We start from the raw sequence: 23,739 nt of genomic DNA, 5'->3' as shown, positions 1-23,739 counted from the left end.
ACTGTATGTTTGATGTCTATGCTAGCGACTGGAAAGTGGCTGAGGTATAAAACTAAAAAAGCGCATCATGAGATGCGCCTTTACACTCTGACTGAGCCTGATTATACGCTGATGTCGCGGACTTTACAGCTTTAAACTATAGATGCTGCGACATAGAGCAAGACGGTACAAATAGATTAGTTAACCGCGTCTTTCAGAGCTTTACCCGCTTTAAAGCCAGGTACTTTAGCAGCTGGAATGTTGATTTCCGCGCCAGTTTGAGGGTTACGACCAGTACGTGCTGAACGATCACGAACAGAAAACGTACCGAAACCGACAAGAGCTACCTGATCGCCGTCTTTCAGTGTATCAGAAATGGCATCGATCAGTGCATCTAGAGCGCGACCCGCTGACGCTTTAGACAGGTCAGCATTTTCTGCAATTGTATCAATTAACTGCGACTTGTTCACTTTTTCATCCCCTTTACAAACGAACCACAAATCCCATTTTTTGCGGTGATGGGTGTTTTTACCCATCTAATTTATTGAAATATTTCTATCAAAACGCTGTAGCTGTTATGAATTAAGGGCTTGCAGCGTTTCCATTAAGTTAGCCCTCAAAAAAAAAGCTGACAAGCCTTTTGCTGGCTGTCAGCTCTTTACGTTGCTTAATTTTGCTGCACGTCACTCTTTTTCGGCGTGACAAGCTCTATTCCGAGAGGGTTGTTCTGTAACGCTAACGTCAGAACTTCATCGATCCATCGCACTGCGTGGATGTCTAAGTCTGCTTTCACGTTATCAGGGATCTCTTCGAGATCACGTTCGTTCTCTTTCGGAATCACCACGGTTTTGATACCACCACGGTGAGCTGCTAGTAGCTTCTCTTTGAGGCCACCGATAGGTAATACTTCACCACGTAGGGTAATTTCACCCGTCATCGCGACTTCTGCTCGCACAGGGTTGCCTGTCAAGCTAGAAACCAGCGCTGTACACATGGCTATACCCGCACTTGGGCCATCTTTTGGTGTCGCGCCCTCTGGAACGTGAACGTGAATATCACGCTTCTCATAGAAGTCGTTATTGATACCCAGTTTTTCTGCGCGAGTACGAACTACCGTCATTGCCGCTTGAATCGACTCTTGCATCACATCACCAAGCGAACCAGTTTGAGTCAGCTTGCCTTTGCCCGGCATAGATTCGGTTTCAATGGTCAGCAGGTCGCCGCCCACAGACGTCCAAGCCAGACCAGTCACTTGACCGATACGGTTGCTTTCATCCGCTTTACCGAAATCAAATCGTTGAACACCAAGAAAATCTTTGAGGTTGCCTTGATTGATAGCAATAGACTTCAAATCTTTGTTCAGCAGAATTTCTTTTACTGCCTTGCGGCATAATTTAGAAATTTCACGTTCAAGACTACGCACACCGGCTTCACGCGTGTAATAACGAATGATGCCGATGATTGCGGAATCTTCGATAGTCACTTCGCTTGGCTTCAAGCCATTGCGCTTAACCTGCTTATCCACCAAGTGTTGCTTTGCAATGTTGAGTTTTTCATCTTCGGTGTAACCCGAAAGACGAATCACTTCCATGCGGTCTAGCAAAGGACCTGGAATGTTCATGGAGTTTGACGTCGCCACAAACATCACATCGGACAGGTCGTAATCCACTTCAAGATAATGGTCGTTGAACGCATTATTCTGCTCAGGATCAAGCACTTCCAGCAAGGCTGATGATGGATCGCCACGCATATCAGATGACATCTTGTCGATTTCATCGAGTAGGAATAGCGGGTTTTTCACACCAACTTTTGCCATTTTCTGAACAAGTTTGCCCGGTAGCGAACCAATATAGGTTCGACGGTGACCGCGAATCTCCGCTTCGTCACGCACGCCACCTAGCGCCATGCGGGTGTACTTACGGCCTGTTGCTTTTGCAATGGACTGACCCAATGATGTTTTACCCACACCAGGAGGACCCACAAGGCAAAGGATCGGGCCTTTAAGCTTGTTCACGCGGTTTTGTACTGCGAGGTATTCCAAAATACGCTCTTTTACGCGCTCAAGGCCGTAGTGGTCCGAATTGAGGATTTCCTCAGCTTTTGCCAAATCTTTTTTCACTTTCGAGCGCTTCGACCATGGCACACTAACCATCCAATCGATATAGCTACGAACCACAGTGGCTTCTGCTGACATCGGTGACATCATTTTTAGCTTTTGAAGTTCTTGCTCAGTTTTCTCTTTGGCTTCCTGAGGCATTTTAGATTCTTCGATCTTCAGCTTCAGGCTTTCAAATTCATCAGGCGCATCATCCAGCTCACCCAGTTCTTTCTGGATGGCTTTCATTTGTTCGTTCAAGTAATACTCGCGCTGACTCTTTTCCATTTGCTTCTTAACACGGCTGCGAATGCGTTTCTCAACCTGTAGCAAATCAATTTCCGATTCCATCATGGTCATCAGGAATTCGAGGCGGTCAGCGATATCAATGATTTCTAATACTTGCTGTTTGTCATGCAACTTAAGCGGCATGTGCGCAGCAATAGTGTCTGCAAGACGTGCAGCTTCATCAATACCATTTAGCGAAGTCAGAACTTCTGGTGGGATTTTTTTGTTCAGTTTGATAAAACCTTCAAACTGACTGATTGCCGTGCGAACCAATACTTCTTGCTCACGTTCATCCATTTCTGGCGTTTGCATATACTGAGCATCAGCAATGAAGAAGTCATCTTCACGGAATTTTTTGATTTCTGCGCGTTGAAGTCCCTCAACAAGTACCTTTACCGTGCCGTCAGGCAGTTTCAGCAACTGCAATATCGAGGCAACAGTACCCACTTCATAGAGGTCTTCGATAGCAGGATCATCCGTTGCGGCATCTTTCTGCGCAACCAATAGAATCTGCTTATCGTTGTCCATCGCTGCTTCAAGGCAACGGATCGATTTATCCCTTCCAACAAACAGTGGAATAACCATATGGGGATAAACAACCACGTCACGCAAAGGCAGGACCGGAATTTCAATGCGCTCGGAACGCTCCAAGTTCATATTGTTCTCTCTTCCGTTTTAGATATTAAAGAGTATATGGGGATAGAATGTCAGTATTCAACGGCATGTGCAGCAGAAAACAAAAAAGGGAGCGATTGCCCCCTTTTTTCTTATAATTTGTTGGTTAAATACGCAATTTAACCTTATGGTAGGAAGGTGTTATTCCGCACCCGCTGCCTGATTTTCTGTTGCTTCATAAATCAGTAGTGGTTCTGATTCACCTTTTATCACCGATTCATCGATAACCACTTTCGTGACATCTTTGTTCGATGGTAAATCGTACATCGTATCCAGCAACACAGCCTCAACAATTGAACGTAAACCACGAGCACCGGTTTTACGGTCCATTGCTTTGTGTGCGATAGCCGTTAACGCATCGTCTCTGAATTCAAGCTCAACACCGTCAAGTTCCAACAAAGCAGCATACTGCTTGGTCAGGGCGTTCTTCGGCTCACGAAGAATTTGAACAAGTGCATCTTCGTCGAGTTCACCCAAAATGGCGCTCACTGGAAGACGACCAATGAATTCAGGAATCAGACCGTATTTAACAAGATCTTCCGGTTCGACTTTACTGAACAGGTCGCTCAAGGTTGCTTCTTGATCTTTCGAACGCACTTCTGCGCCGAAACCAATGCCGCTCCCTTTCGCTACACGCTGATCAACCACTTTATCTAGGCCAGCAAACGCACCACCACAGATAAAGAGAATTTTAGAGGTGTCTACCTGCAAAAACTCTTGTTGTGGGTGTTTGCGACCGCCTTGTGGCGGAACAGAAGCAATCGTACCTTCGACCAATTTCAACAATGCTTGTTGAACACCTTCGCCCGAAACATCACGGGTGATAGATGGGTTGTCCGATTTACGAGAGATTTTATCGATCTCATCGATGTACACGATACCGCGCTCGGCCTTCGCTACATCATAATCACACTTCTGAAGCAATTTCTGGATGATATTCTCGACATCTTCACCCACATAACCCGCTTCGGTTAACGTGGTTGCATCTGCCATAGTGAATGGCACATCAAGAAAACGCGCCAGCGTTTCTGCAAGCAGAGTCTTGCCGCTACCAGTTGGACCGATAAGCAGAATATTACTTTTACCAAGCTCAACGCCTTCCGCATTGGTGTCGCCATTTCTCAGGCGCTTGTAGTGGTTATATACCGCTACTGAAAGCACTTTTTTGGCTTTGTCTTGACCAATTACGTAGTCGTCAAGGTGCGCTCGAATTTCCATTGGAGTTGGAAGTTCGTTACTGTCGCGCTTCGGCATGACCTCTTTTATTTCTTCACGAATGATGTCGTTACATAGGTCAACACACTCATCGCAGATATAAACAGAAGGCCCAGCAATTAACTTGCGTACTTCATGCTGGCTTTTGCCGCAGAAAGAGCAGTACAGCAACTTTCCGCTGCCACCGTCTTTTCGCTTGTCTGTCATTCGCTAACCTCTTTAGGCATTTGCCCATGTTTGCCATGATCTGAGTCTACATCAACTCGTCGGAAATTTCCGAAGTGTTAAAGACTCTATTCCAAGACAGTCAGTATCAACCGACTCTAACTGTCTCAGAATTAAAAATTAATCGCGTTTATTTAGAACTGCGTCAACCAGACCATAATCCGTTGCATCTTGCGCGGCCATGAAGTTATCACGATCAGTATCGCGCTCAATCACTTCTAATGGTTGCCCAGTGTGTTCAGCCAGCAGCGTGTTGAGTTTTTGCTTGATGGTCAGAATTTCTTGTGCATGGATTTGAATATCTGATGCTTGGCCTTGGAAACCGCCAAGTGGTTGGTGAATCATTACGCGAGAGTTTGGTAGGCAGTAACGCTTACCTTTTGCACCACCCGCCAACAGGAACGCACCCATTGAGCAAGCTTGTCCCATACATACAGTGCTTACATCTGGCTTGATGTATTGCATGGTGTCATAAATTGACATACCCGCAGTCACTGAACCGCCAGGTGAATTGATGTAAAGGAAGATATCTTTTTCTGGATTTTCTGATTCGAGAAACAGCAGCTGTGCAACCACCAAATTCGCCATATGATCTTCAACTTGACCGGTCAAAAAAATCACACGCTCTTTCAGCAGGCGGGAATAGATGTCATAAGAACGTTCACCACGAGAGGTTTGTTCGACCACCATCGGTACCAGCGCATCCATGATTGAAGGCATTCCGTTTTTTTCTTGAAAGCTCATAGTGTTATTTCCCTAAAATAAATGGCCCGGATGAATTAACTTCATACGGACCATTGTTATCAGAAGAGTGAATTCTAAGTCAATTGTCCACTCGACAATTCTAGCACTTAAGCTTGAGCTGGGTTCATTAGCTCAGAGAAAGCTTGCTCTTTTTCAGAAACTTGTGCTTTAGCTAGCAATGCGTCGATAGCTTGTTCTTCAAGTGCTACGTTACGCATGTTTTCCATCAAGCGTTGGTCTTGCTCATAGTAAGCAACAACTTCTGATGGATCTTCGTAAGCTGAAGCCATTTCTGCGATCAGTGCTTTAACGCGCTCTTCGTCAGCTTTTAGCTCTTCAGACTTGATCACTTCACCAAGCAGAAGGCCAACAACTACGCGACGTTTCGCTTGTTCTTCGAACAATTCACGTGGAAGTTCTGGTGCGTTTTCCATGTTGCCACCGAAACGCTGAACCGCTTGCTTACGCAGTACTTCAACTTCTTGATCGATAAGTGCAGCAGGTACATCGATGTCGTTTTGCTCAACAAGACCGTCAATGACTTGCTCTTTGATGCGATTTTTAACAGCTTGCTTCAGTTCGCGTTCCATGTTCTTGCGCACTTCGGCTTTAAGACCGTCAACACCGCCTTCTTCAACACCGAAACGTGCAACGAACTCATCAGTCAGCTCTGGAAGTGCTTGTGCTTCAACTTTGCTTAGTTTGATATCGAATTTCGCCGCTTTACCCTTCAGGTTTTCTGCGTGGTAGTCTTCAGGGAAGTTCACTTCGATAGTGAATTCATCACCTGCTTTTTTACCCACGATGCCGTCTTCGAAACCAGGGATCATACGGTTTTGGCCCATCGCTAGCGCGAAGCCTTCTGCTTTACCGCCTTCGAATTCTTCACCGTCGATAGAACCGGTAAAATCGATCGTTACACGGCTGTCAGCAACAGCTGCTGCTTCAACGTCAGACCAAGAAGCTTGCTGCTTGCGAAGCGTTTCGATCATTTCAGCAACGTCTTCATCTTTAACATCAGCTTGTGGCTTAACCACTTCAACTTTGTCTAGATCTTTAAGTGCGATTTCTGGATAAACTTCAAAAGATGCTTTGAATACTAGGTCTTTACCTTCTTCAACATCTACTGGTGTAAATGTTGGTGCACCCGCTGGGTTTACTTTTTCTTTGATGATCGCTTCGATGAAATGACGCTGCATCACTTCACCCATCACGTCGTTACGTACTGCTTTGCCGTACATACGCGAAACCATCTTCAAAGGCACTTTACCTTTACGGAAACCATCGAAACGACGATTTTTAGCAATGTTGCGTAGTTCTGCAGTCACAGCGTCTTCGATGTTTGCTGCTGGAACAGTGATAGTCAGGTGGCGCTCTAGGCCTTCTGTGGTTTCAACGGTAACTTGCATTGTATATATAACCTCAAAACTTACTCAGGTAACTGAGTGATGTTGCCCGGTATTTTTCCGGTAGCATCCTTTCGTGTTACAGCGACTTTTTCGCCATAACGCCTGTGAAACGGGATACATAGCGTTCAAACGCGAAGTATCTGTTTGCCCTATTACATAGAGGCTGGATTTTAAGACGCGCCATTATAGCGACACCAACCTTATGAGTCGAGACGGGCTCTATGATTCATGATGTTTCTGTGAGATTGGGACTAGAAATGAACTTTCAAGGGGGAGAGAAGAAAAAGTGATGCGATTTTTACATTTTCCTTCTCCAAATGTTAACGATTTGTCGCATGACATTGCTGACAGAGCTCTTACAACCCTAGCAGTAAACGTTCCCAGCAAAAGCAGGCCTTAAACAAAAATCAAAACATGCCACAGAACGAGGTTCCGAAGACAGTATCTAGCGGAATACTTTCACGCCCTCACCCTCGCCGCAAATATAATTAGACATTTATGATTGCATTATTAGACATTAACGTGATTCAGATCCCGATAACAAGTGGTGAAACAGGTTACTTTTTCGACAAACCATAGCGAACAAAATGACGTATCCTATTGAGCAGTTGGGGAATATTACGTGCAACTGAAGCCAACAATAATCATACATACTCTTTCGGTCATGATGGTTAGCACAGAGATAGGATTCACAGATGAAAGAGAATCATCAAAGCTACCAATCACTAGAACAATTCGTCATACAATTAAACCAAGACGAACAAGTAATGCTGAAAGAAATCCTTTCTAACAATGGGAGGATGAAAAAAATGTCGTGTACTTCTATTGAAGACAGCCCCTTGCTAACAACTGACGAAATGGAAGCGATCATGCAACTGTTTCAGTCAGGAGCGACATAATTTTTGTTGGGTAACTACACCGAGGATAATTTAGGGTGGGTCAACACGTAAAAAGGCCAGAGATTGAAATCTCTGGCCTTTTTTGAATTTGATGGCGCGCCCTACAGGATTCGAACCTGTGACCCACGACTTAGAAGGTCGTTGCTCTATCCGGCTGAGCTAAGGGCGCATCACACACACAAAGTGCGAGTGCAAGCGGGATTATAAGGAGACAAAGCGTCTCGTCAACGGTTTTCCTTAGACTTCATGACCAAACGGCGAATAAAGCGTCACATGGCCAATAGATCGTAAACAAAACCTAAAAACAAGGGTGATAAGAATTCGTCACAGGTTCTATAAAAACTTTTTATCACAACAACGCTTGAGCTTTTCTTTCTTCAAGCCGATAGTTCGCCCTGTTTATACCGCGATTTTTGAATACGCCATAAACTCCCCTCTATTTCTACAATCAGGAACATTTAACATGACAGAGTTTTGGGACATCACACCTTTCAGCTGGGAAGGCGTTTTGTTGTGTGCCACCTGTGGTTGGCTTTTGGGTATTGAGCGCCAATTGAGAGGAAAGCCCGTTGGAATACGCACAGCCATTCTCATCGTTTTGGGCACATATGTGTTTATGCGTCTCGCCATTTCACTTTCTGATAACTCACTTGACCACGCAAGGGTATTGGGCCAAATCGTAACAGGCGTTGGCTTTTTAGGAGCGGGCGTGATGATGGCAAGAGATGGTCAAATCCAAGGCGTAACTTCTGCGGCTGTCGTCTGGTTAATGGCCGGATTGGGAATGATTATCGCATTTGACTATGGTCGCCAAGCACTGCTTCTCTGTGGTTTCGTGCTCTTCGTTCTCGTAGGAATAGATAAAGTTGAAACAACATTTTCTGCACTTCGAAAAGGCGTGCATAAACATTGGAAAGAGAAACGTAAAAAGACGGCGAAACATGCCGAAATCGTAGATTAAAAGCACCTTACCTGCATAACCATTCAATCAATATCTCTTATCGTCACGAGTAAATATTCTCACTTTACGTTTCGAACTGGCGAAATAATAATCGCGACGAAAGTAAGCAAGTTACTGCAGGTTTCCCTTCCACCACTCAGGTGCAGAGAGCCTCAAACAATTTCTAAAACCTGTCCCTCCCGGACAGGTTTTTTCATTCACACCTTTACTAATTGAGAAAAGCATTGCAACAGAACCCAGAAATCAGGGCTGAAGGCAACAGCCCGCTTGTGCCTGTTATTAGCCTAAGTCTATTTGCCATTGCATCCGGTTTCCTGATGAGCCTCATCCCTTTGGCGCTTGTCGAAAAAGGGATGTCATTAGATCTTGCATCTTGGCTTGCCAGCGTTTTTTATGCGGGCTTGTTGGGCGGTGCTTTGATCAGTGCAAAAATCGTCGGTCGTCTGGGTCATCGAAACGCGCTTGTGCTCTTTCTTTTGGTGATTGTTGCTACTGTCAGTGCAATGGCAGTGTTCTCTCAACCATCACTTTGGCTCAGTGCTCGCTTTGTTGCAGGTGTTGCTGTTGCGGGTGTTTTTGTTGTCATTGAGTCCTGGTTACTTATGGCGGACACAGAGAAAGCACGTGCAAAGCGTCTTGGCCTTTATATGGCATCGCTCTACGGTGGTTCTGCACTCGGACAACTAGGAATTGGTTTTTTTGGCACATCAGGCACGTTACCTATGGCAGTGGTTGCTACGCTAATGTTTGCAGCCATCCTGCCACCCTTGGTTATCCGTAAGGGGCATCCTAAAGCAATGGCCCACTCAAGCATTAAGCTGAGTGAAATGAAAAACTTGCCTTCTGCTGCGTATATCGGCTGCATCGTGTCAGGGTTAGTTTTGGGTTCTATCTATGGTTTACTGCCGTTAGAACTGGAAAGTAAATACAGCCAAGAGCAAGTTGGATCACTCATGGCCATCGTCATTTTAGGTGGCATGGCTGTTCAACCATTGGTGAGTTGGCTCAATGCCCGTGTTGAAAAAGCACTCTTAATGGCGGCGTTTTGTTTCACAGGTCTGCTATCTATTGCGATGGTCGAAATAGCGACAGTCACTGGGGGACTAATGACGGGCCTATTTTTGTTGGGCGCTTCAGCTTTTGCGCTTTACCCTGTAGCAATAACATTGGCGTGTAAAAAGGTCTCTGAATCTCAAATAGTGGCAGCTGCCGAGCTAATGCTGTTGAGCTACAGTGTTGGTTCAGTTATTGGCCCAGTGGTCGCTGGTGAAGTGATGGGCGCGCAAGAAGGGCTAATGATTTACTTTGCTGTGTGCTTTACCGCAACGCTCATCTTTATGCTGATATCAACCAAACGCAATCGTCGCAGCGGCGCAGGCGGTGTCGAAGACACGGCAACTGTAGATATCTAAACACGCAGGCTACAACGCCATTAAAAGGTTAGACAGGAAGTAACATTCTTTCTGTCTAACTATAAATACAACCCTTCTAGAACGTAACCAATTACCGTACTTAATCCGCAATAAAATTGACGTTACCCCTCATTCTGCGCGTATACGTACACCGACTTACTTCTTATGTGATTGTTTTATTGTGAGCATATATTACTTTTGATAATTAATTATCTATTCGCACACCATTCCATTAAGTTCATAGTCAAACATCCCTTGTTATACAAAACTCCTCTATTGATTTTTTTGTTATTTAATTCTGCATCGATAAATATACAAACTTGAAAAAACATCTTCCATCCGATTTTCTTAACAACCACAATGTATAAAGGGCCATAAATAACATCAGTATATCAACAACTTAATAATTTATTAAGTGAATTATTTATAGAAACTTGTACGTTATAATTTTCACTCCCTACGCTAGAAGTGTTGACGCGATTTTTGTTCCTACGTCAGCGTTGAGGGAGAGATTTATGTTACGAACACTGCGCTCGATTTTTGTCATCGCCATTTCTATGCATTTGCTCACAGGTTGTATTTTAATAAATGGCCCGACTGAATACGCGAATGAAACGAACGCGCCAAGCATTAATTACCTCCCAATCGGCATTCCTTTTATACTAGGTGGACATGGTTCAAGTGTTCCCCTAACCGAAGACCTAAGCTTAACGGCTAAACACGTCGCTAAACTTGATTACAGCTCCGTAGTTGCTTACCACCCAAGTTGTGATGTCGCCATAATAAAAGAAGACAATCGAAATAAACGACTCGCACCGCTAGGTAGGGTCTCAGCAAATGATAACGTTAAGGCTTACGGAATTGGCTTTTCGGGAAAAGCTATCGTTGGTGAAGGGAAATATTATTTAGATGTGAATTTTGTCGATAGTAGCCTCTTTGCCAATTGCCCTGCGAGCATTATGGATGCGCCCATTCAATCAGGCATGAGTGGTGGCGGAACGTTCAACGAGAAAGGTGAGTTAGTCGGGATCATTTCTGGTATGTCAGGCTCTAGCTTCAAACTACTAGATGGACGAGAGTTAGGGAATGAGCGAACTAGCGTATTCGTTTCCACCCTTTATATTAAAAACTGGATAGCCGATTCAATTGAAAGTTACTACGGCCTTGATATGGATACTCTCATTGCTGGTGTTCCCTCTCTAACTGATGACTTTTTCACCAACACAACGCCTACGTTTAACCCTCACCCTTGATAAGACTCACCAACAATGATCTGAGCCGACTATTTCATAGTGCAAACAAATAGCAAACGTTTGCGCTATAGCCATATCACATTTTTTTTGTCAAAATACGCCAAATTTTCCTGCTCTCGTTTTGCCAAAGGAACACAATGGCCGCTCAAATTATTGATGGAAAGCTTATTTCTCAAACGGTTCGATTAGAAGTTGCAGCTCGCGTCGACGCACGCAAATCTGCGGGGCTACGAGCACCAGGTCTAGCGGTCGTTCTTGTCGGAGACGACCCTGCATCACAAGTCTATGTAGGCAGTAAGCGCCGTGTGTGTGAAGAAGTCGGTTTTATCTCAAAATCCTACGACCTGCCTTCCAGCACAAGTGAGTCAGACTTGCTGGCACTCATTGACGGATTAAACAATGACCCAGAAATTGACGGCATTCTCGTGCAATTGCCACTACCGGCTCAGATGGACTCTACCAACGTTCTGGAACGCATTAACCCGGAAAAAGATGTAGACGGTTTCCACCCTTATAACGTTGGCCGCCTTTGCCAACGCATGCCAAAGCTCCGCTCTTGTACCCCGAAAGGCATCATTACGCTGCTTGATCGTTACAACATTCCCGTACGTGGTATGCATGCTGTGGTTGTCGGCGCATCGAACATTGTTGGGCGGCCGATGACGATGGAGCTCCTTCTCGCTGGATGCACAACGACAACGTGTCATCGCTTTACCAAAGATCTCGAGCATCATGTTCGTCAGGCTGATTTGTTGGTTGTTGCGGTAGGTAAACCAAACTTCATCCCGGGAGATTGGATCAAACTGGGTGCAGTGGTCATTGATGTAGGCATTAACCGCCTAGAAAACGGCAAGTTAGTAGGTGATGTGGAGTATGACGTGGCAAAAGAAAAAGCGACCCATATTACGCCAGTGCCTGGTGGTGTGGGACCAATGACGGTTGCGACACTGATAGAGAACACACTATTGGCGTGTGAGCAGTTTGGTCGTATTAGACCTTAGTTATAGCTATCCAAGGCTTTCTAAGTAAGAAAACGCAGCGCAAAGAGAGCCTTGGATTTAAACAACTCATGTACAATGCATTATCTATTGAAATGCAAGCTACCTCTTAGCGATTAAACTTAAGTTAGTTCTTTTACTTGAGCTATTTTGAGAGTCTAGTTTTTTCCAGACTAAATCTTCAATACCGTTTCGTGGTTCAAAGTCAATAGGCAACGAAATGAGAAGACTTCTTATTACATCATGTTCGAAATTATGACATGCTTCGTCTAATTCACTAAGCACAGCCTCAAACTCCATCAAAGACATACTAACCTCATTTGCCGTCATAATTCTTGGATGAGAGGTCCCCTCGACACTACCACCAATCAACAACTCTTCGAATAGTTTCTCTCCTGGTCTCAATCCGGAAAACTCAATTTCGATATCCCCCATCGGACAGTCATCAGACTTCACTTCCAAACCAGAGAGTTTTATAAGCTTAACTGCTAAATCCACTATTTTAACTGGCTCACCCATATCAAGAACAAACACATCTCCACCACGACTCATTGCTCCAGCCTGAATAACTAACTGAGCAGCTTCAGGTATGGTCATAAAATATCGAATGATGTCAGGATGTGTCACGGTGACGGGACCACCTTTTGCAATCTGATGTTTGAAGAGAGGGATAACAGATCCTGAAGATCCTAGAACATTACCAAAACGAACCATTGAAAAATTTGTTCGACAAGATCCAGATTTGCAGTCATCAGCAAGAGCCTGAAGTGCAAGTTCAGCCATTCGTTTCGTTGCGCCCATTACATTTGTTGGGCGAACAGCTTTGTCGGTCGATATCAACACAAAAGATTCAATATTAGCCTCAACCGCAGCTTTCGCCGCATAATATGTACCAAATATATTATTGCGGACGCCTTCTACTACGTTGTATTCCACAAGAGGTACATGTTTATATGCGGCTGCATGATAAACCGTATCAACCTGGAAGCTTTTAAATATGACAGAGAGCCGGTTGATTCTTTGCACTGAGCCAATCAGAGGAACAATTTCAATATGTACATTAGAGCCAATTGCTATTTGTCTAACCTCCCTTTCTATAGCGTAAAGTCCGTACTCAGAGACATCAAATAAAATCAGCGTTCTTGGGGTTAGGAGCGTGATCTGTCTGCAGAGCTCTGACCCAATTGACCCTCCCGCACCTGTAACTAGAACAACCTTTCCTTTAATGTTTGATTCGAGTAACTCCTGTTTAGGCTCTACAGGATCGCGCCCAAGCAAATCTTCAATTGCAACATCCTTAAGCTCATCAATTTTCGCTTTACCTTCTACAATCTCTTTTAGATCAGGTACTGTTAGAACTTCGGCTTGAAGATGCACAAGTGAATTAATGATTTCTTTTCTCTTAGCTCTAGTGGCACTAGGAATGGCCAGAAGAATCTGAGAGATTTTGTATTTAGAGACAAGTTTTGGAATAGCTTCTACACCTTCGACAACAATCCCCATAATCACAGATTTTCTAAGTGCGATATCCTCATCAATAAATGCCTCGACCTTGTGTGTGTCTGAAGACCGCATAGCTTGGGCTAAGTGCCTCCCTGCAGATCCTGCCCCATAGATAAGAACTTTCTTACGCCCTCTGTTTAGAATTTCCGAAAGAAGTACGCGAACTAAGAGTCGGGAACCGCCGCATAGTAAGCAAAGGAAAGAGCCATATATTAGCGGCACCGACCTTGGCACAAACGCATCAAAGTAGAAGGCAAGCAAACCAAATGTGGCTGCAGATATCGCCGTGCCGATACTCACTACAGCAAGGGCATGGAATGTTAAGTAGCGCAGAATCGCACGGTATAGGCCAAGTCTGGTAAATGCGTAGATAGTAACGAGTACGGTACAGCCGAGGATGAAAATGTACTTTTCATCATATAAAGATACCGACTTACCTAAGCGGGCCCAAAACGCCAGATAGAAAGAAAGCGTAATGAAACATGCGTCAATAGCAACGCTGAGGATACGCTTTTTAGGGCGGGACAAGCGCCAAATTTTATTGAGATTCATAGTAGAAAAGGCTTCTGCATGGTTTGCTTAGCGTGTCTTGTTGAAGATCTAACTTAAGGCTAGACTATCAACAACAATAGAATGCGTCCTTTAAAAGGATCCTTATGAATTCGTGAACAAAACACCTAAGAAAGAGAATTAATTACACTCTTCTTTGCTGCCATTAACAATTGGAATACACTTGCTAATAAGAATAACAGAAATCATCAACGGTAGCACAGTTCCGTAAGTTGCCCCTTTGCCAGTATGAATCAAAAAAGCAATACCTGACATTGATAGAGCCCCTAACACTACAAATACATCCAACCTGCTAAAAGAATTGATGTAACTTTGTCTGCTAACCAGTAAGCCGACAATAACCAACACAGCAACCAACGAATAGAAACCCACCTCAACTCTTTTGTCTAAAACATAGAAAGTTATTGGAGGTACGTCAGTGACTATGCGTACAGCGCGTTTTATCAGAATGCTTGCATACCAAAATGGATCATCCATTATCGTTCCAAGAAACTCATTCCGGGCAAGACTTGAGTAGTTATCGACCGTCTCAGGCCGTTTATAGTAGTACTGAGTTTCAGGATCATAGTACGTACTCACGACGTTTCTTATTTCCTCTTCAGTAAACCCACTTTTTCCGAGTACTCTGTAGAAAATGTCTATATCAGACCATAGGAAGCCTTTATCCTGACCATAATCTCCCAAGCCAGCTAAGAAAGGATGCCATACAGGGTGCTGCCCTGTCGTGCTGCCGTCAAACGTTACGCCTCCAACACTCTCAACTGTTTTGTATGTGCGCTCATAGGCATCTTCAAAATGCTCGCGGATTGAAGACTTTACAAGAATGAACGAACTTACAACGGCCAAAGTAACTAATATCTTTCCTTTGAGTGAGAGAGAACTCACCACCAACCAATACAAAATCGGAACTAGTAGAACCGTGATATTCTCACCGCGGATCTCTGAAAAAAGACCAGATATTAGCGCAACAAAAACTGAAGCCGCGACTAAATACCATTTTTGTTTCCCATGAAGAATGATAAATAGACTGATTGCAAAAATGTGTAACATGGGCTGGATTGCGAAAATATTGTCTCGAAGGAATGATTCACTAAGAAGAAATGGGGATGAAACGTAAAGCGACACGCCAGCCAACGCAACAATAATACCACCCAATTTATAGCAAGCTATCAACAACAGGACTCCTGTTATGGAAAAAACTGTGGCATTTAGAGGTTTTAGCGTTAATTTATTTATAGGTTCACCAGTGTAATAGGAGGGGAATAGGGCCCAAATACGTGCTGACTCCCCAAACCTGTACCAGTGTTTTATTTCCATCCTAAGCTTTTCAGGGTGTTCTTTAATAAACCTTCGTGCTTTACCCGCCCCCCCATTTAATTTTTTCATGTCTTTTTTTTCAACCGCCAAAGGGAAAAGACCAAGATTTTTATAAAAATAAAAGAACTGTGTAGCCTCACGCAACTTAAACCCAGTCGCATCATTTCTTGAATATTTCTCATTATCTATACTGATGCTGTTCAGCATTATAGTTGAAGACATAAAAACAATAGAAAAAAAAGAAATGACAATATATTTAAATCCATTTTTAATATTGTAAAACAAGTGACTCATGCCTATTTTTTCCATACTGTCAATGTACAGAATGACAATGCTCTACCGATAAAATTTTCGTAAAAAGCACTTTCTATACTAAAAATCCGCTCAACCGTTTTTTCGCTACCTTTGTTTAAACGTGGAAACGCATAAGGGTTATAATAAAGGATATATGCGAGAAGACCTGGATAAAACTTGAACTGGTTCTTTAGTCCTGCCTCCTCAAAGAAAAACTCTAATTCTTTGACAGAGAAGTCACGCTCAGTATCATGGTCAAAGATTTCATTCTTTTTATATATATATTCTCGGACAAATTTATTTAATGGATTGCCATGTGTCGGTTCAAAATTAATAAAAAAACCACCAGATCTTAAGCAATCTGCCAAATTTCTCACTGCCTCTTTTGCAAAATTTGGAACATGGTGTAACCCGCCAATCAAAATAATCACATCATACTGTGCGTCAGCTTTAAACTTTGTAATATCACCATGGAAAACATTTAGTTCAGGAGAGATAGACTTTAGATGATTGACGATCTCTTCGCTATAATCAAAACCACTATATTCGATATCCAAGTTTGCTCTATTTAGTACCTTCAATCCTTCCGTATAACCACACATCGGCTCTAGGACTGAGACTTTCATATCGCGAAGCTCTTCAGGAAGTGAGCTAATCACTCGCTCCCAAATGAGAGATTGGAGTTTAAGAAAGCGGGGATCTTCCTTACCTTTAAGATATTGCTTCGCAATACTATTAAAATGCTCCCTTTGCCTCTCTACGCTTGCACTCATTGAAAATCCCCTTTAATAAAAATAATAATAAACCCCAAAATAATAAACCCACAGCCCACTAGGTTATATATATCCACTTTCTCATCCAGCACTAATTTACCAGCTATTTGAGATGCGATAAGAAGACCTGCAGATGCCAATGGGAAAGCAGTGGATAGTGGCAACATCTTCAATATGACGGACACCCAAATAATATACCCCACAATATAAAGAACATTACCCGCCATAAATAAAAAAGAAAATAGCCCCGTCGACTTTTTAATAAAAACCAAACCAAACGAACTAGAAGCTATATAGAATAAGAAAATTAGTAATTTTGTTATCATTTGTTTTTGTCTTCTTCCACTTTGCTCAGGCTATTAACGTGGTATAATGGTCTATTTCTTACTTCATTTAACACTTGGCCTAAATATTCACCAACAATACCTATTGCAAAAAGTTGCAAAGAGCCCACAAAAGAAATAATCGATACAATTGAAGCCCACCCAGGTACTACTCCATCACCAAAAAAATAAGTGAATATCGTATAAAAGCCGAACATGACTGAGACCATCGCCGTGGCGAAAGCAAGTATGGATGCAAGTCGCAATGGCTTAATGCTTCCCCAAAGGATTCCATTCTTTGAAAGGCTAAGCATTTTCTTTAGACTGTACTTCGATTCTCCATATTCCCGATCATTGGGTTTGTAATGCAAGCTATAGCTTTCGTAACCCATTTGAGGTATCAACCCACGCAGAAATAGGTACTTTTCATCATAAGCGTTTACTTCGCCTAATACTCTTTTACTCAACAGCCTGAAGTCTGAACTCCCCGGCTCCAGATTTACATCTGTTAACCAGCTCCAAACTTTGTAGAATAGTTCAGATGTCCTTTTTTTGAATGAAGGGGATAATGAAGAATCATCTCTTATACCACAAACGATTTCATACCCACTCTTATATTTGTCAATCATTTCATTAACAACTGCTGGTGGGTGCTGGAGATCCGCATCCATACATACAATTGCATCTCCTTCTGCAGCTCGATATCCCGCTCGGAGTGCAACTTGATGTCCGTAGTTTTTAGATAATTCTAAGACTGAAACCTCAAGGTTTTCTTTTACAGGGAGGGATTTAATAATTTCAACAGTATCATCTGCGCTGCCATCATCAACGAAGAGTAACTCATAGCTAATCCCATTCATTCTAAGAGTCGAAGATAGTACGTTATATAAAAGCTCCACACCGGAAGATTCGTTATATGTAGGGATGACTATTGTGATTTTTTCCATCTTCGCGCTCGTTTATTTAGAAGACACAGGGCTAGAAACCTCTGACTGAATCTTATAAAGCTTAACATTTACAGGCTAATAGAACGGCTTCCAGTGACTCACATATACGATGAACTTCATCCACACTCAGTGATGGATGAACTAGAAGCATTACCGAGATATCTCCCAAAGCTTTAGCATTTGAAAGACGAGAGACAGGCCTATACTCGTCAATAAAAGCGTCCTCTAAGTAAATTTCACTGCAGCTTCCTTGAAATGCAGGAATATTAAGCTCCATAAGACGTGCCAATATTTCATCTCGAACACAAACGTCGGTGCTATCGTTCAAGAAGAAGTAATATTTATACCCTGCATGTGTCGAGTATACTGGTATTTTTAGCACTCTAATATATGAGAAATTAGCCAATACCGTGTCGTACATCGACATGTATTTCCGTCTCGTTTCACACCACTCTTCGACTTTTGTCAGTTGGTAACGCCCAATTGCTGCTTGGATTTCAGTCATACGGTAATTTGAACCGAAGCTGTCGTGAAGCCAGCGAAACTTACCTTTAACTTTACTTCCATCGAGGATTTTATCGCGGTTTTTACCATGGTCTTTGTAAGACCAAATAAACTCGAATAGCTCTCGATCATTTGTCGTTATCATCCCACCCTCACCTGCTGTGGTGATAATCTTATCCTGACAAAATGACCAACATCCTATATGCCCAATAGAACCAACTGACTTCCCCTTATACTTCGCACCGTGCGCCTGAGCACAATCCTCAATGACATATAGGTTGGCACTTTCTGCCAACGTCATAATATCATCCATCTCTGCAGGAAGCCCCGCAAGGTGAACTACTATAATGGCCTTAGTTTCGGGAGTTAGAACTTTTGAAATCGTATCAGCTGATATATTTTGATTCTCAATCTCAACATCAGCAAACACTGGCTTTGCTCCAACAGCAACAATGGCAGAAGCAGAAGCAATAAAAGTACGTGGGGTTGTGATGACTTCATCACCTGGGCCAATTCCCATTGCTTTCAATGCGAGTTCTATGGCCACTGTTCCGTTACTTAATGCCACAGCATACTGTGTTCCACACCAACTGGCATATTCTTCCTCAAACGCCTTCCCATGCTCACCTGTCCAGTAGTTAACCCTATTTGAACGAAGCACATCCGCAACGATTTTTGTCTCTTCTTCGGAGTAACATGGCCAAGGAGAAAATTCAGTACCTAACATCTATAAACCTACTTCTTTAGCTCTGTTGCTGGTGACCCGATAACTGTTACTGATGCTCTGACATCTCTTATTACAACAGATCCTATCCCCACGACTGCACCTGTTCCAATCGTGATATTTTGTTTAATTGAACAATTTGCCCCAAGCCAGCAATACTGGCCTATATGTACAGTTCCTGAAAGCACCGCTCCAGGGGAGATATGGCTGTAGTCTCCGATATGGCAATCATGCTCGATAACAGTGGCAGTATTTATAATCACACCATTTCCAACAGCGGAAAATGCATTGATCACCGCGCGAGGCATAACGACAGTCCCCGTTCCAATTTGAGCGGATGTACTAACAACAGAGGATGGATGTATGAGTGTAACCAGTTTGGTGTAGGCGAATCTTTTCATCAAATTAGCCCGGGTTTCGTTGTGTCCAATCGCAACAAAGATCCCAGTATAGTCAGAATACTTTCGTTCGAGATCATCTACAGTTCCACTAACTTCCCATGCACCAATCTTTTGACCGGGCTGTTTTCCATCGTCAAAAAAATCGATTAATGTGAACCCACATTCTGATGCAATATCAGCAACAACCTTTCCATGACCTCCAGCACCTATTATTGCTAAAGATTTCATTTTTCACTTCCCGAGTACGGATTAGATGTGGCGCTATCTGTAGATGTGATATCGGACCTTTTCATTACTTTTAGGATTGTTCTAAGCAAAATCTTAATATCCAACATTAATGACATGTTGTCTACGTACCATACATCATGCTCAAACTTTTCTTCCCATGTAATATTGTTCCTACCATTAACTTGCGCCCAGCCTGTAATTCCGGGTTTTACCTCATGTCGTCTGGCTTGTTTATTTGTATAGAGAGGAAGATATTCAACTAACAGTGGCCTTGGTCCTACTAAACTCATATCGCCTTTTATTACGTTCCAGAGGCCTGGTAGCTCATCTAGACTAGTAGCTCTTAACCATTTACCAAATCTTGTCAGTCTAACTGCATCAGTCTTAACATTTTCGAGACAACCTTCTCTGCTTGCGTTGAGCATAGAGCGAAATTTGTACATTTTAAAAAGAGAACCGTTGAAGCCTGGTCGTTGTTGGCAAAATAGTATTGGCCTACCTAGTTTGAATAAGACAAGAATTGACACAAATAGATAGATTGGTGACAAAGTCACTAAAGCTGTTGTCGAAACTAAGACATCAAAAATTCTTTTAATCGTTAAATAACTCACAATACTTCTCTGCTAGATTGACATAGCTTAACTCTTCAAAAATATATTTATTAGAACGTAAGCTTAAAATTTCCTTATCTTCATTCGATAATGAAAGATACTCTTTAACCTTTCCAAAAAATGCACTTTCATCGTCTGGTTCAACTATTACACCAGCCCCTGAATCTAACAGCATCGGACAAATCACTCGCCCAATACAAATTGTAGGCTTACCCGCATACATATAGTCAACGAATTTATTTGGAGACACTCCATACATAAAAACAGGCTTATCCTCAAATGAGTGCAATAATATGTCTGCTTTTTTTAAGACACTACTTAGTGAGGCTCTAGGAACTTTGGGTGCTATTGTTAAGTTATCGACACCACGAGATATCTCTCTGAGATATTCGAGTTCTGGCCCATCTCCTATTAAAACAAAATTCAAATCCAGTTTGTTTGTTGCACTTTTTGCTAATGATACGAAACGTTCCAGCTTATATGCTTGATTAAATGAGCCAGCATAAACTAGATTAGGCCTGCTATCTGAGAAATAGTGGTCTATGTAATCTGAACTTATCTCAGTTTGCTCGTTACAATAGAAATCTAGACTAACGCCATGGGGTATACAAATAACTTTTTTATTCTCTTTGATCTTCTTTTCTACATGCTGTGTCAACCTTGACATAGTACCAACAATAACATCGGAACGCTTATAACCTAGCTTTTCAACCCATGATAAAGCGATAACAATTGGATTAATTGGCCTTAATCCCTTAAGCTCAATTAGTGATTGCGGCCAAATATCTCGCACTTCGAAAATAAACTTACATGCATAAAAGCGCTTAAAAAATGCTCCAGAGACGGCACTTAGTATTGATAGCGACGATGCAATAACAACATCTGGTTTTTTCTCTCGGCTCTTCAAACCGAAGATAATAGTCATAATTTCAAAATGTAACCAGGATAAAAATCTTTTTGGTGAACTTGGGTTTTTATATTTTAAGGTATTAACCCAAACCACATTAAACCCTGAATATCTTTCTTCTTTAAAAATTCCTTTAAATTCCGGAAGGCCATTATATAAGTGAGAAGAATTAGACAATATTAGAGTGACATTACTACCCTGACTTGCAAATTCTTTACAAAAATAAGACTGTCTAGTGTCAGCACCATATTTTGATATGTTTGCATACTTTGATATATACCAAATATTCTTGCACTTACTTTCCATTGATCAACTCATCATACACACTTATCATTTTGCTCAGTGACACTTCCCATGAGTAATCGTTTATAACATGCTTCCGGCCAGCATTTCCCATCTTGGCTCTTAGACATTCATTTTCAATGAGCTTACAGATTGCATTTGCAGCGTCTTCTGGGTTATCTCTTTCAACGACCAAACCCGTATGTCCGTCCACTACAACTTCTTTAAACCCAGACACATCTGAGACGATTACTGGTAGACTACAGGCGTTTGCCTCTATAGCTGCTACTCCAAAGCTCTCACTGTCAAATCGACTCAAAGCTACATATATATCAAATTCATTGAGAATTTGTGGGACTAGAGAGTTTTCAACATATCCCTTAAATTGTACCAAGTTAGAGATACCGAGGTCGCGCGACAGCGCTTTAAGATTCTCTTCCTCTGGTCCGCTACCGACGATAGTAAGTTCTACTTCAGTATTATTACAACGGTTAGCAGCGAGAGCAAACGCCTTTATAAGGGTGTCAATGCCATATTTTTTATGAAGCAGCTTAACAGTACCTATAGAAACCTTTTTATTAGGGCTGTCCACGTCCTTTTCACTTGGGCAAAACAGATTAGTGTCTACACCAAATGGCGTTACGTAAATTGGAGGTAAAAAACCTTCTATATCTTTTATTACTTTATGCATACAGTGACTAGTAGAGCCGATAGCTTTCGCTTTTTGAAGGTTTCGCTTCACCAACCAGTGGTGAGCTTTACTCTTGGTAGGAAAATCATATACATCAGCCCCCCAAGCAGACATCATGAGGTTATTGTATCCGCTTAGCGCCGCAAGTGTTCCATATCCGCTAACATAATGGGCATGTAGGACATCTGGCTCTATTCTTTTCAGAAGCTTTCTTAAGCTTACAACGGCCAAAATGTAACCATAAGGGACCGACGGTGTTAGTTTATGGAGATGAATTCCAGGTGAGTATTGCTCAATGCTCTGATTGCATGTCAAAAGATGTATTTCAATCCCTCTTGAGTGAAGACCTTCCGCCCAACGTTTTATATGGATACTGTTTGCATTACCAAGTATCGCTATCTTCATTACTTCACTCTTCCTAGAGCTCTTTCAACTTCTATACATCTGTTTTCCCAGGAATAAAGGTGGGCCTTTTCCCTTACAGATTCACCAAACGCACACAAAAGACTAGGGTTAGAAAGTAATTGTTGGAGAAATCGTCTCAACGCCGACTCCGTATAGTCAATTTTCCACCCTAGTCCTTGCTCACTAACAAAGTGCCCTACCCAAGTACCGGAACTAGCTATTACTGGCTTACCGTAACCTACATACTCAAAGAGTTTGATGGGTACAGCGAACTCTCGGTAGGTTGAAGGTTCCATATATAGGCATGCACAATCAGCTTTTTCATAAAGAGGTAATAACTCCTCGCCACTGCGACTGACAACATTAACATTGTCAGGTATATTTGGAATTACTTTCTTCAAAGCTGCAGCATCATCTGGGCGCGTGCATACTGTCAAAAATATATTTTCACTAAAATGCTTTCCAACCACCTCGATAAGAAGATTAATATTATAAAATCCTGTAGTGCCGCCCACATATAGAAGTTGCATATTTTCCTGCTTTATTTTCTTAACAAATGGGTTTGAAACTAAACCAGGGTTGAGCTCAATAAACTTTTCTTTCTGAATATATGGTATGTACTTTTCCATTTTAATTGAAGGAACAAAAACATTATCCACAAAGAGTTTGTAGGTAAAAACCTCCAATCTATAAAAAAATTTAGCAAACCACTTCTTTGCTTTTTGGGTGAAAGAGTTTGGTGAGGTGTTGTCAAACTTCCAATAGATATCGCGATAAAAAACACCACATTTTATCTTGTTATTCTTAAGTGCCTTAAAAAAGCACGCATCTATAAATGGGCTTCTAGGAAGATGATCTATATCAGTAAGCGCTAGAGGCATAGTAGACGCTTCTGAATAGCAAAATAGGTACTTCTCTCCAGCTTGAATATTTCTTAACACTCTCTTTATCGCAGCTTGTCTCTCACTTGAATAACCAACAACAAGATCAACTTCATAGCCAAGTGAAACAAATGCATTATACATCTTCACTGGTCGTATTCCACTACCAGATGATGAATTAAAGTTCAGCGGTAAAGGATGGTGAAAGATTATTTTTTTTGTCAT

General features: G+C 42.3%; 21 protein-coding genes and 1 tRNA gene. 5 read left to right on the top strand and 17 right to left on the bottom strand.

The genetic code is table 11. The annotated features are described in order from the left end of the window. Positions 1-176 precede the first annotated feature (176 nt). The 5 genes from hupB to tig all read right to left on the bottom strand — a co-directional run bounded on the left by hupB (position 177) and on the right by tig (position 6,630). Positions 177-449 (bottom strand): nucleoid-associated protein HU-beta, encoded by a 273-nt coding sequence (gene hupB / locus BCT27_RS17735; protein WP_026024439.1) that lies wholly within the window; start codon positions 447-449, stop codon positions 177-179. Between the two features lie 197 nt (positions 450-646). Continuing rightward, the gene (gene lon / locus BCT27_RS17730) at positions 647-3,019 is read right to left on the bottom strand and encodes an endopeptidase La (RefSeq protein ID WP_017008463.1); all 2,373 of its coding nucleotides are present in this window, start codon (positions 3,017-3,019) and stop codon (positions 647-649) included. A gap of 159 nt (positions 3,020-3,178) precedes the next feature. After that, complete coding sequence (gene clpX, locus BCT27_RS17725; protein ID WP_102316568.1) at positions 3,179-4,459, bottom strand: ATP-dependent protease ATP-binding subunit ClpX; 1,281 nt, start codon at positions 4,457-4,459, stop codon at positions 3,179-3,181. 138 nt (positions 4,460-4,597) lie between these two features. After that, a complete protein-coding gene (clpP, locus tag BCT27_RS17720; RefSeq protein WP_017008461.1) occupies positions 4,598-5,221 on the bottom strand; it encodes an ATP-dependent Clp endopeptidase proteolytic subunit ClpP in 624 nt (207 codons plus the stop codon). A 107-nt stretch (positions 5,222-5,328) separates the two neighbouring features. Beyond that, complete coding sequence (gene tig, locus BCT27_RS17715; RefSeq protein ID WP_102316567.1) at positions 5,329-6,630, bottom strand: trigger factor; 1,302 nt, start codon at positions 6,628-6,630, stop codon at positions 5,329-5,331. A gap of 695 nt (positions 6,631-7,325) precedes the next feature. Here tig and BCT27_RS17710 point away from each other — a divergent pair. Further along, the gene (locus tag BCT27_RS17710; RefSeq protein WP_102316566.1) at positions 7,326-7,529 is read left to right on the top strand and encodes a hypothetical protein; all 204 of its coding nucleotides are present in this window, start codon (positions 7,326-7,328) and stop codon (positions 7,527-7,529) included. Between the two features lie 92 nt (positions 7,530-7,621). On the opposite strand, the gene BCT27_RS17705 is transcribed toward BCT27_RS17710, so the two are convergent. Then, a tRNA-Arg gene (locus BCT27_RS17705) sits at positions 7,622-7,698 on the bottom strand. A gap of 294 nt (positions 7,699-7,992) precedes the next feature. Here BCT27_RS17705 and BCT27_RS17700 point away from each other — a divergent pair. The 4 genes from BCT27_RS17700 (at position 7,993) to folD (ending at position 12,156) form a co-directional block, all read left to right on the top strand. Next, a complete protein-coding gene (locus tag BCT27_RS17700; RefSeq protein ID WP_102316565.1) occupies positions 7,993-8,490 on the top strand; it encodes an MgtC/SapB family protein in 498 nt (165 codons plus the stop codon). 224 nt (positions 8,491-8,714) lie between these two features. Beyond that, the gene (locus tag BCT27_RS17695) at positions 8,715-9,902 is read left to right on the top strand and encodes an MFS transporter (protein WP_102316564.1); all 1,188 of its coding nucleotides are present in this window, start codon (positions 8,715-8,717) and stop codon (positions 9,900-9,902) included. Positions 9,903-10,417: 515 nt separating this feature from the next. Beyond that, positions 10,418-11,155 (top strand): S1 family peptidase, encoded by a 738-nt coding sequence (locus BCT27_RS17690; RefSeq protein ID WP_102316563.1) that lies wholly within the window; start codon positions 10,418-10,420, stop codon positions 11,153-11,155. A gap of 137 nt (positions 11,156-11,292) precedes the next feature. After that, positions 11,293-12,156, top strand: coding sequence for a bifunctional methylenetetrahydrofolate dehydrogenase/methenyltetrahydrofolate cyclohydrolase FolD (gene folD, locus BCT27_RS17685; protein WP_102316562.1), 864 nt, complete (start codon positions 11,293-11,295; stop codon positions 12,154-12,156). Between the two features lie 99 nt (positions 12,157-12,255). On the opposite strand, the gene BCT27_RS17680 is transcribed toward folD, so the two are convergent. The 11 genes from BCT27_RS17680 to BCT27_RS17630 form a co-directional block, all read right to left on the bottom strand. Beyond that, positions 12,256-14,208 carry a polysaccharide biosynthesis protein gene (locus BCT27_RS17680; RefSeq protein WP_102316561.1) on the bottom strand — a complete coding sequence of 651 codons (1,953 nt, stop codon included), beginning with the start codon at positions 14,206-14,208 and terminating at the stop codon, positions 12,256-12,258. 138 nt (positions 14,209-14,346) lie between these two features. Next, complete coding sequence (locus BCT27_RS17675; RefSeq protein WP_102396363.1) at positions 14,347-15,837, bottom strand: hypothetical protein; 1,491 nt, start codon at positions 15,835-15,837, stop codon at positions 14,347-14,349. A 2-nt stretch (positions 15,838-15,839) separates the two neighbouring features. Beyond that, positions 15,840-16,610 (bottom strand): class I SAM-dependent methyltransferase, encoded by a 771-nt coding sequence (locus tag BCT27_RS17670; protein ID WP_102316559.1) that lies wholly within the window; start codon positions 16,608-16,610, stop codon positions 15,840-15,842. Continuing rightward, positions 16,607-16,936, bottom strand: a complete 330-nt coding sequence (locus BCT27_RS17665) for a hypothetical protein (RefSeq protein WP_102316558.1) — start codon at positions 16,934-16,936, stop codon at positions 16,607-16,609. The genes BCT27_RS17670 and BCT27_RS17665 overlap by 4 nt, the downstream gene beginning before the upstream one ends. Beyond that, positions 16,933-17,880, bottom strand: coding sequence for a glycosyltransferase family 2 protein (locus BCT27_RS17660; protein WP_102316557.1), 948 nt, complete (start codon positions 17,878-17,880; stop codon positions 16,933-16,935). Before BCT27_RS17660 ends, BCT27_RS17665 begins: the two co-directional genes overlap by 4 nt. 61 nt (positions 17,881-17,941) lie before the next feature. Beyond that, positions 17,942-19,111 (bottom strand): DegT/DnrJ/EryC1/StrS family aminotransferase, encoded by a 1,170-nt coding sequence (locus tag BCT27_RS17655; protein ID WP_102396362.1) that lies wholly within the window; start codon positions 19,109-19,111, stop codon positions 17,942-17,944. Between the two features lie 8 nt (positions 19,112-19,119). Then, positions 19,120-19,737 carry an acetyltransferase gene (locus tag BCT27_RS17650; RefSeq protein ID WP_102316555.1) on the bottom strand — a complete coding sequence of 206 codons (618 nt, stop codon included), beginning with the start codon at positions 19,735-19,737 and terminating at the stop codon, positions 19,120-19,122. Continuing rightward, complete coding sequence (locus BCT27_RS17645) at positions 19,734-20,348, bottom strand: sugar transferase (protein ID WP_277869483.1); 615 nt, start codon at positions 20,346-20,348, stop codon at positions 19,734-19,736. Before BCT27_RS17645 ends, BCT27_RS17650 begins: the two co-directional genes overlap by 4 nt. Then, entirely contained in the window at positions 20,329-21,561 is a 1,233-nt protein-coding gene (locus BCT27_RS17640) for a glycosyltransferase family 4 protein (RefSeq protein WP_102396361.1), read from the bottom strand. The genes BCT27_RS17645 and BCT27_RS17640 overlap by 20 nt, the downstream gene beginning before the upstream one ends. Beyond that, positions 21,551-22,633 carry a glycosyltransferase gene (locus BCT27_RS17635; protein ID WP_102391942.1) on the bottom strand — a complete coding sequence of 361 codons (1,083 nt, stop codon included), beginning with the start codon at positions 22,631-22,633 and terminating at the stop codon, positions 21,551-21,553. Before BCT27_RS17635 ends, BCT27_RS17640 begins: the two co-directional genes overlap by 11 nt. After that, positions 22,633-23,739 carry a glycosyltransferase gene (locus tag BCT27_RS17630; protein ID WP_102391943.1) on the bottom strand — a complete coding sequence of 369 codons (1,107 nt, stop codon included), beginning with the start codon at positions 23,737-23,739 and terminating at the stop codon, positions 22,633-22,635. Before BCT27_RS17630 ends, BCT27_RS17635 begins: the two co-directional genes overlap by 1 nt.

It is taken from the genome of Enterovibrio norvegicus (assembly GCF_002876705.1).
GTDB classification, from domain to species: Bacteria; Pseudomonadota; Gammaproteobacteria; order Enterobacterales; family Vibrionaceae; genus Enterovibrio; species Enterovibrio norvegicus_B.
Note: the sequence above shows the minus strand (reverse complement) of the source record. Positions and strands in the feature narration are given on the sequence as shown.

Bases quoted from the DNA above. Each gene is read 5' to 3' on its own strand.
- lon (WP_017008463.1), bottom strand. From the start codon at position 3,019: ATGAACTTGGAGCGTTCCGAGCGCATTGAAATTCCGGTCCTGCCTTTG.
- clpX (WP_102316568.1), bottom strand. From the start codon at position 4,459: ATGACAGACAAGCGAAAAGACGGTGGCAGCGGAAAGTTGCTGTACTGC.
- clpP (WP_017008461.1), bottom strand. From the start codon at position 5,221: ATGAGCTTTCAAGAAAAAAACGGAATGCCTTCAATCATGGATGCGCTG.
- tig (WP_102316567.1), bottom strand. From the start codon at position 6,630: ATGCAAGTTACCGTTGAAACCACAGAAGGCCTAGAGCGCCACCTGACT.
- BCT27_RS17710 (WP_102316566.1), top strand. From the start codon at position 7,326: ATGAAAGAGAATCATCAAAGCTACCAATCACTAGAACAATTCGTCATA.
- BCT27_RS17700 (WP_102316565.1), top strand. From the start codon at position 7,993: ATGACAGAGTTTTGGGACATCACACCTTTCAGCTGGGAAGGCGTTTTG.
- BCT27_RS17690 (WP_102316563.1), top strand. From the start codon at position 10,418: ATGTTACGAACACTGCGCTCGATTTTTGTCATCGCCATTTCTATGCAT.
- folD (WP_102316562.1), top strand. From the start codon at position 11,293: ATGGCCGCTCAAATTATTGATGGAAAGCTTATTTCTCAAACGGTTCGA.
- BCT27_RS17680 (WP_102316561.1), bottom strand. From the start codon at position 14,208: ATGAATCTCAATAAAATTTGGCGCTTGTCCCGCCCTAAAAAGCGTATC.
- BCT27_RS17675 (WP_102396363.1), bottom strand. From the start codon at position 15,837: ATGAGTCACTTGTTTTACAATATTAAAAATGGATTTAAATATATTGTC.
- BCT27_RS17670 (WP_102316559.1), bottom strand. From the start codon at position 16,610: ATGAGTGCAAGCGTAGAGAGGCAAAGGGAGCATTTTAATAGTATTGCG.
- BCT27_RS17665 (WP_102316558.1), bottom strand. From the start codon at position 16,936: ATGATAACAAAATTACTAATTTTCTTATTCTATATAGCTTCTAGTTCG.
- BCT27_RS17660 (WP_102316557.1), bottom strand. From the start codon at position 17,880: ATGGAAAAAATCACAATAGTCATCCCTACATATAACGAATCTTCCGGT.
- BCT27_RS17655 (WP_102396362.1), bottom strand. From the start codon at position 19,111: ATGTTAGGTACTGAATTTTCTCCTTGGCCATGTTACTCCGAAGAAGAG.
- BCT27_RS17650 (WP_102316555.1), bottom strand. From the start codon at position 19,737: ATGAAATCTTTAGCAATAATAGGTGCTGGAGGTCATGGAAAGGTTGTT.
- BCT27_RS17640 (WP_102396361.1), bottom strand. From the start codon at position 21,561: ATGGAAAGTAAGTGCAAGAATATTTGGTATATATCAAAGTATGCAAAC.
- BCT27_RS17635 (WP_102391942.1), bottom strand. From the start codon at position 22,633: ATGAAGATAGCGATACTTGGTAATGCAAACAGTATCCATATAAAACGT.
- BCT27_RS17630 (WP_102391943.1), bottom strand. From the start codon at position 23,739: ATGACAAAAAAAATAATCTTTCACCATCCTTTACCGCTGAACTTTAAT.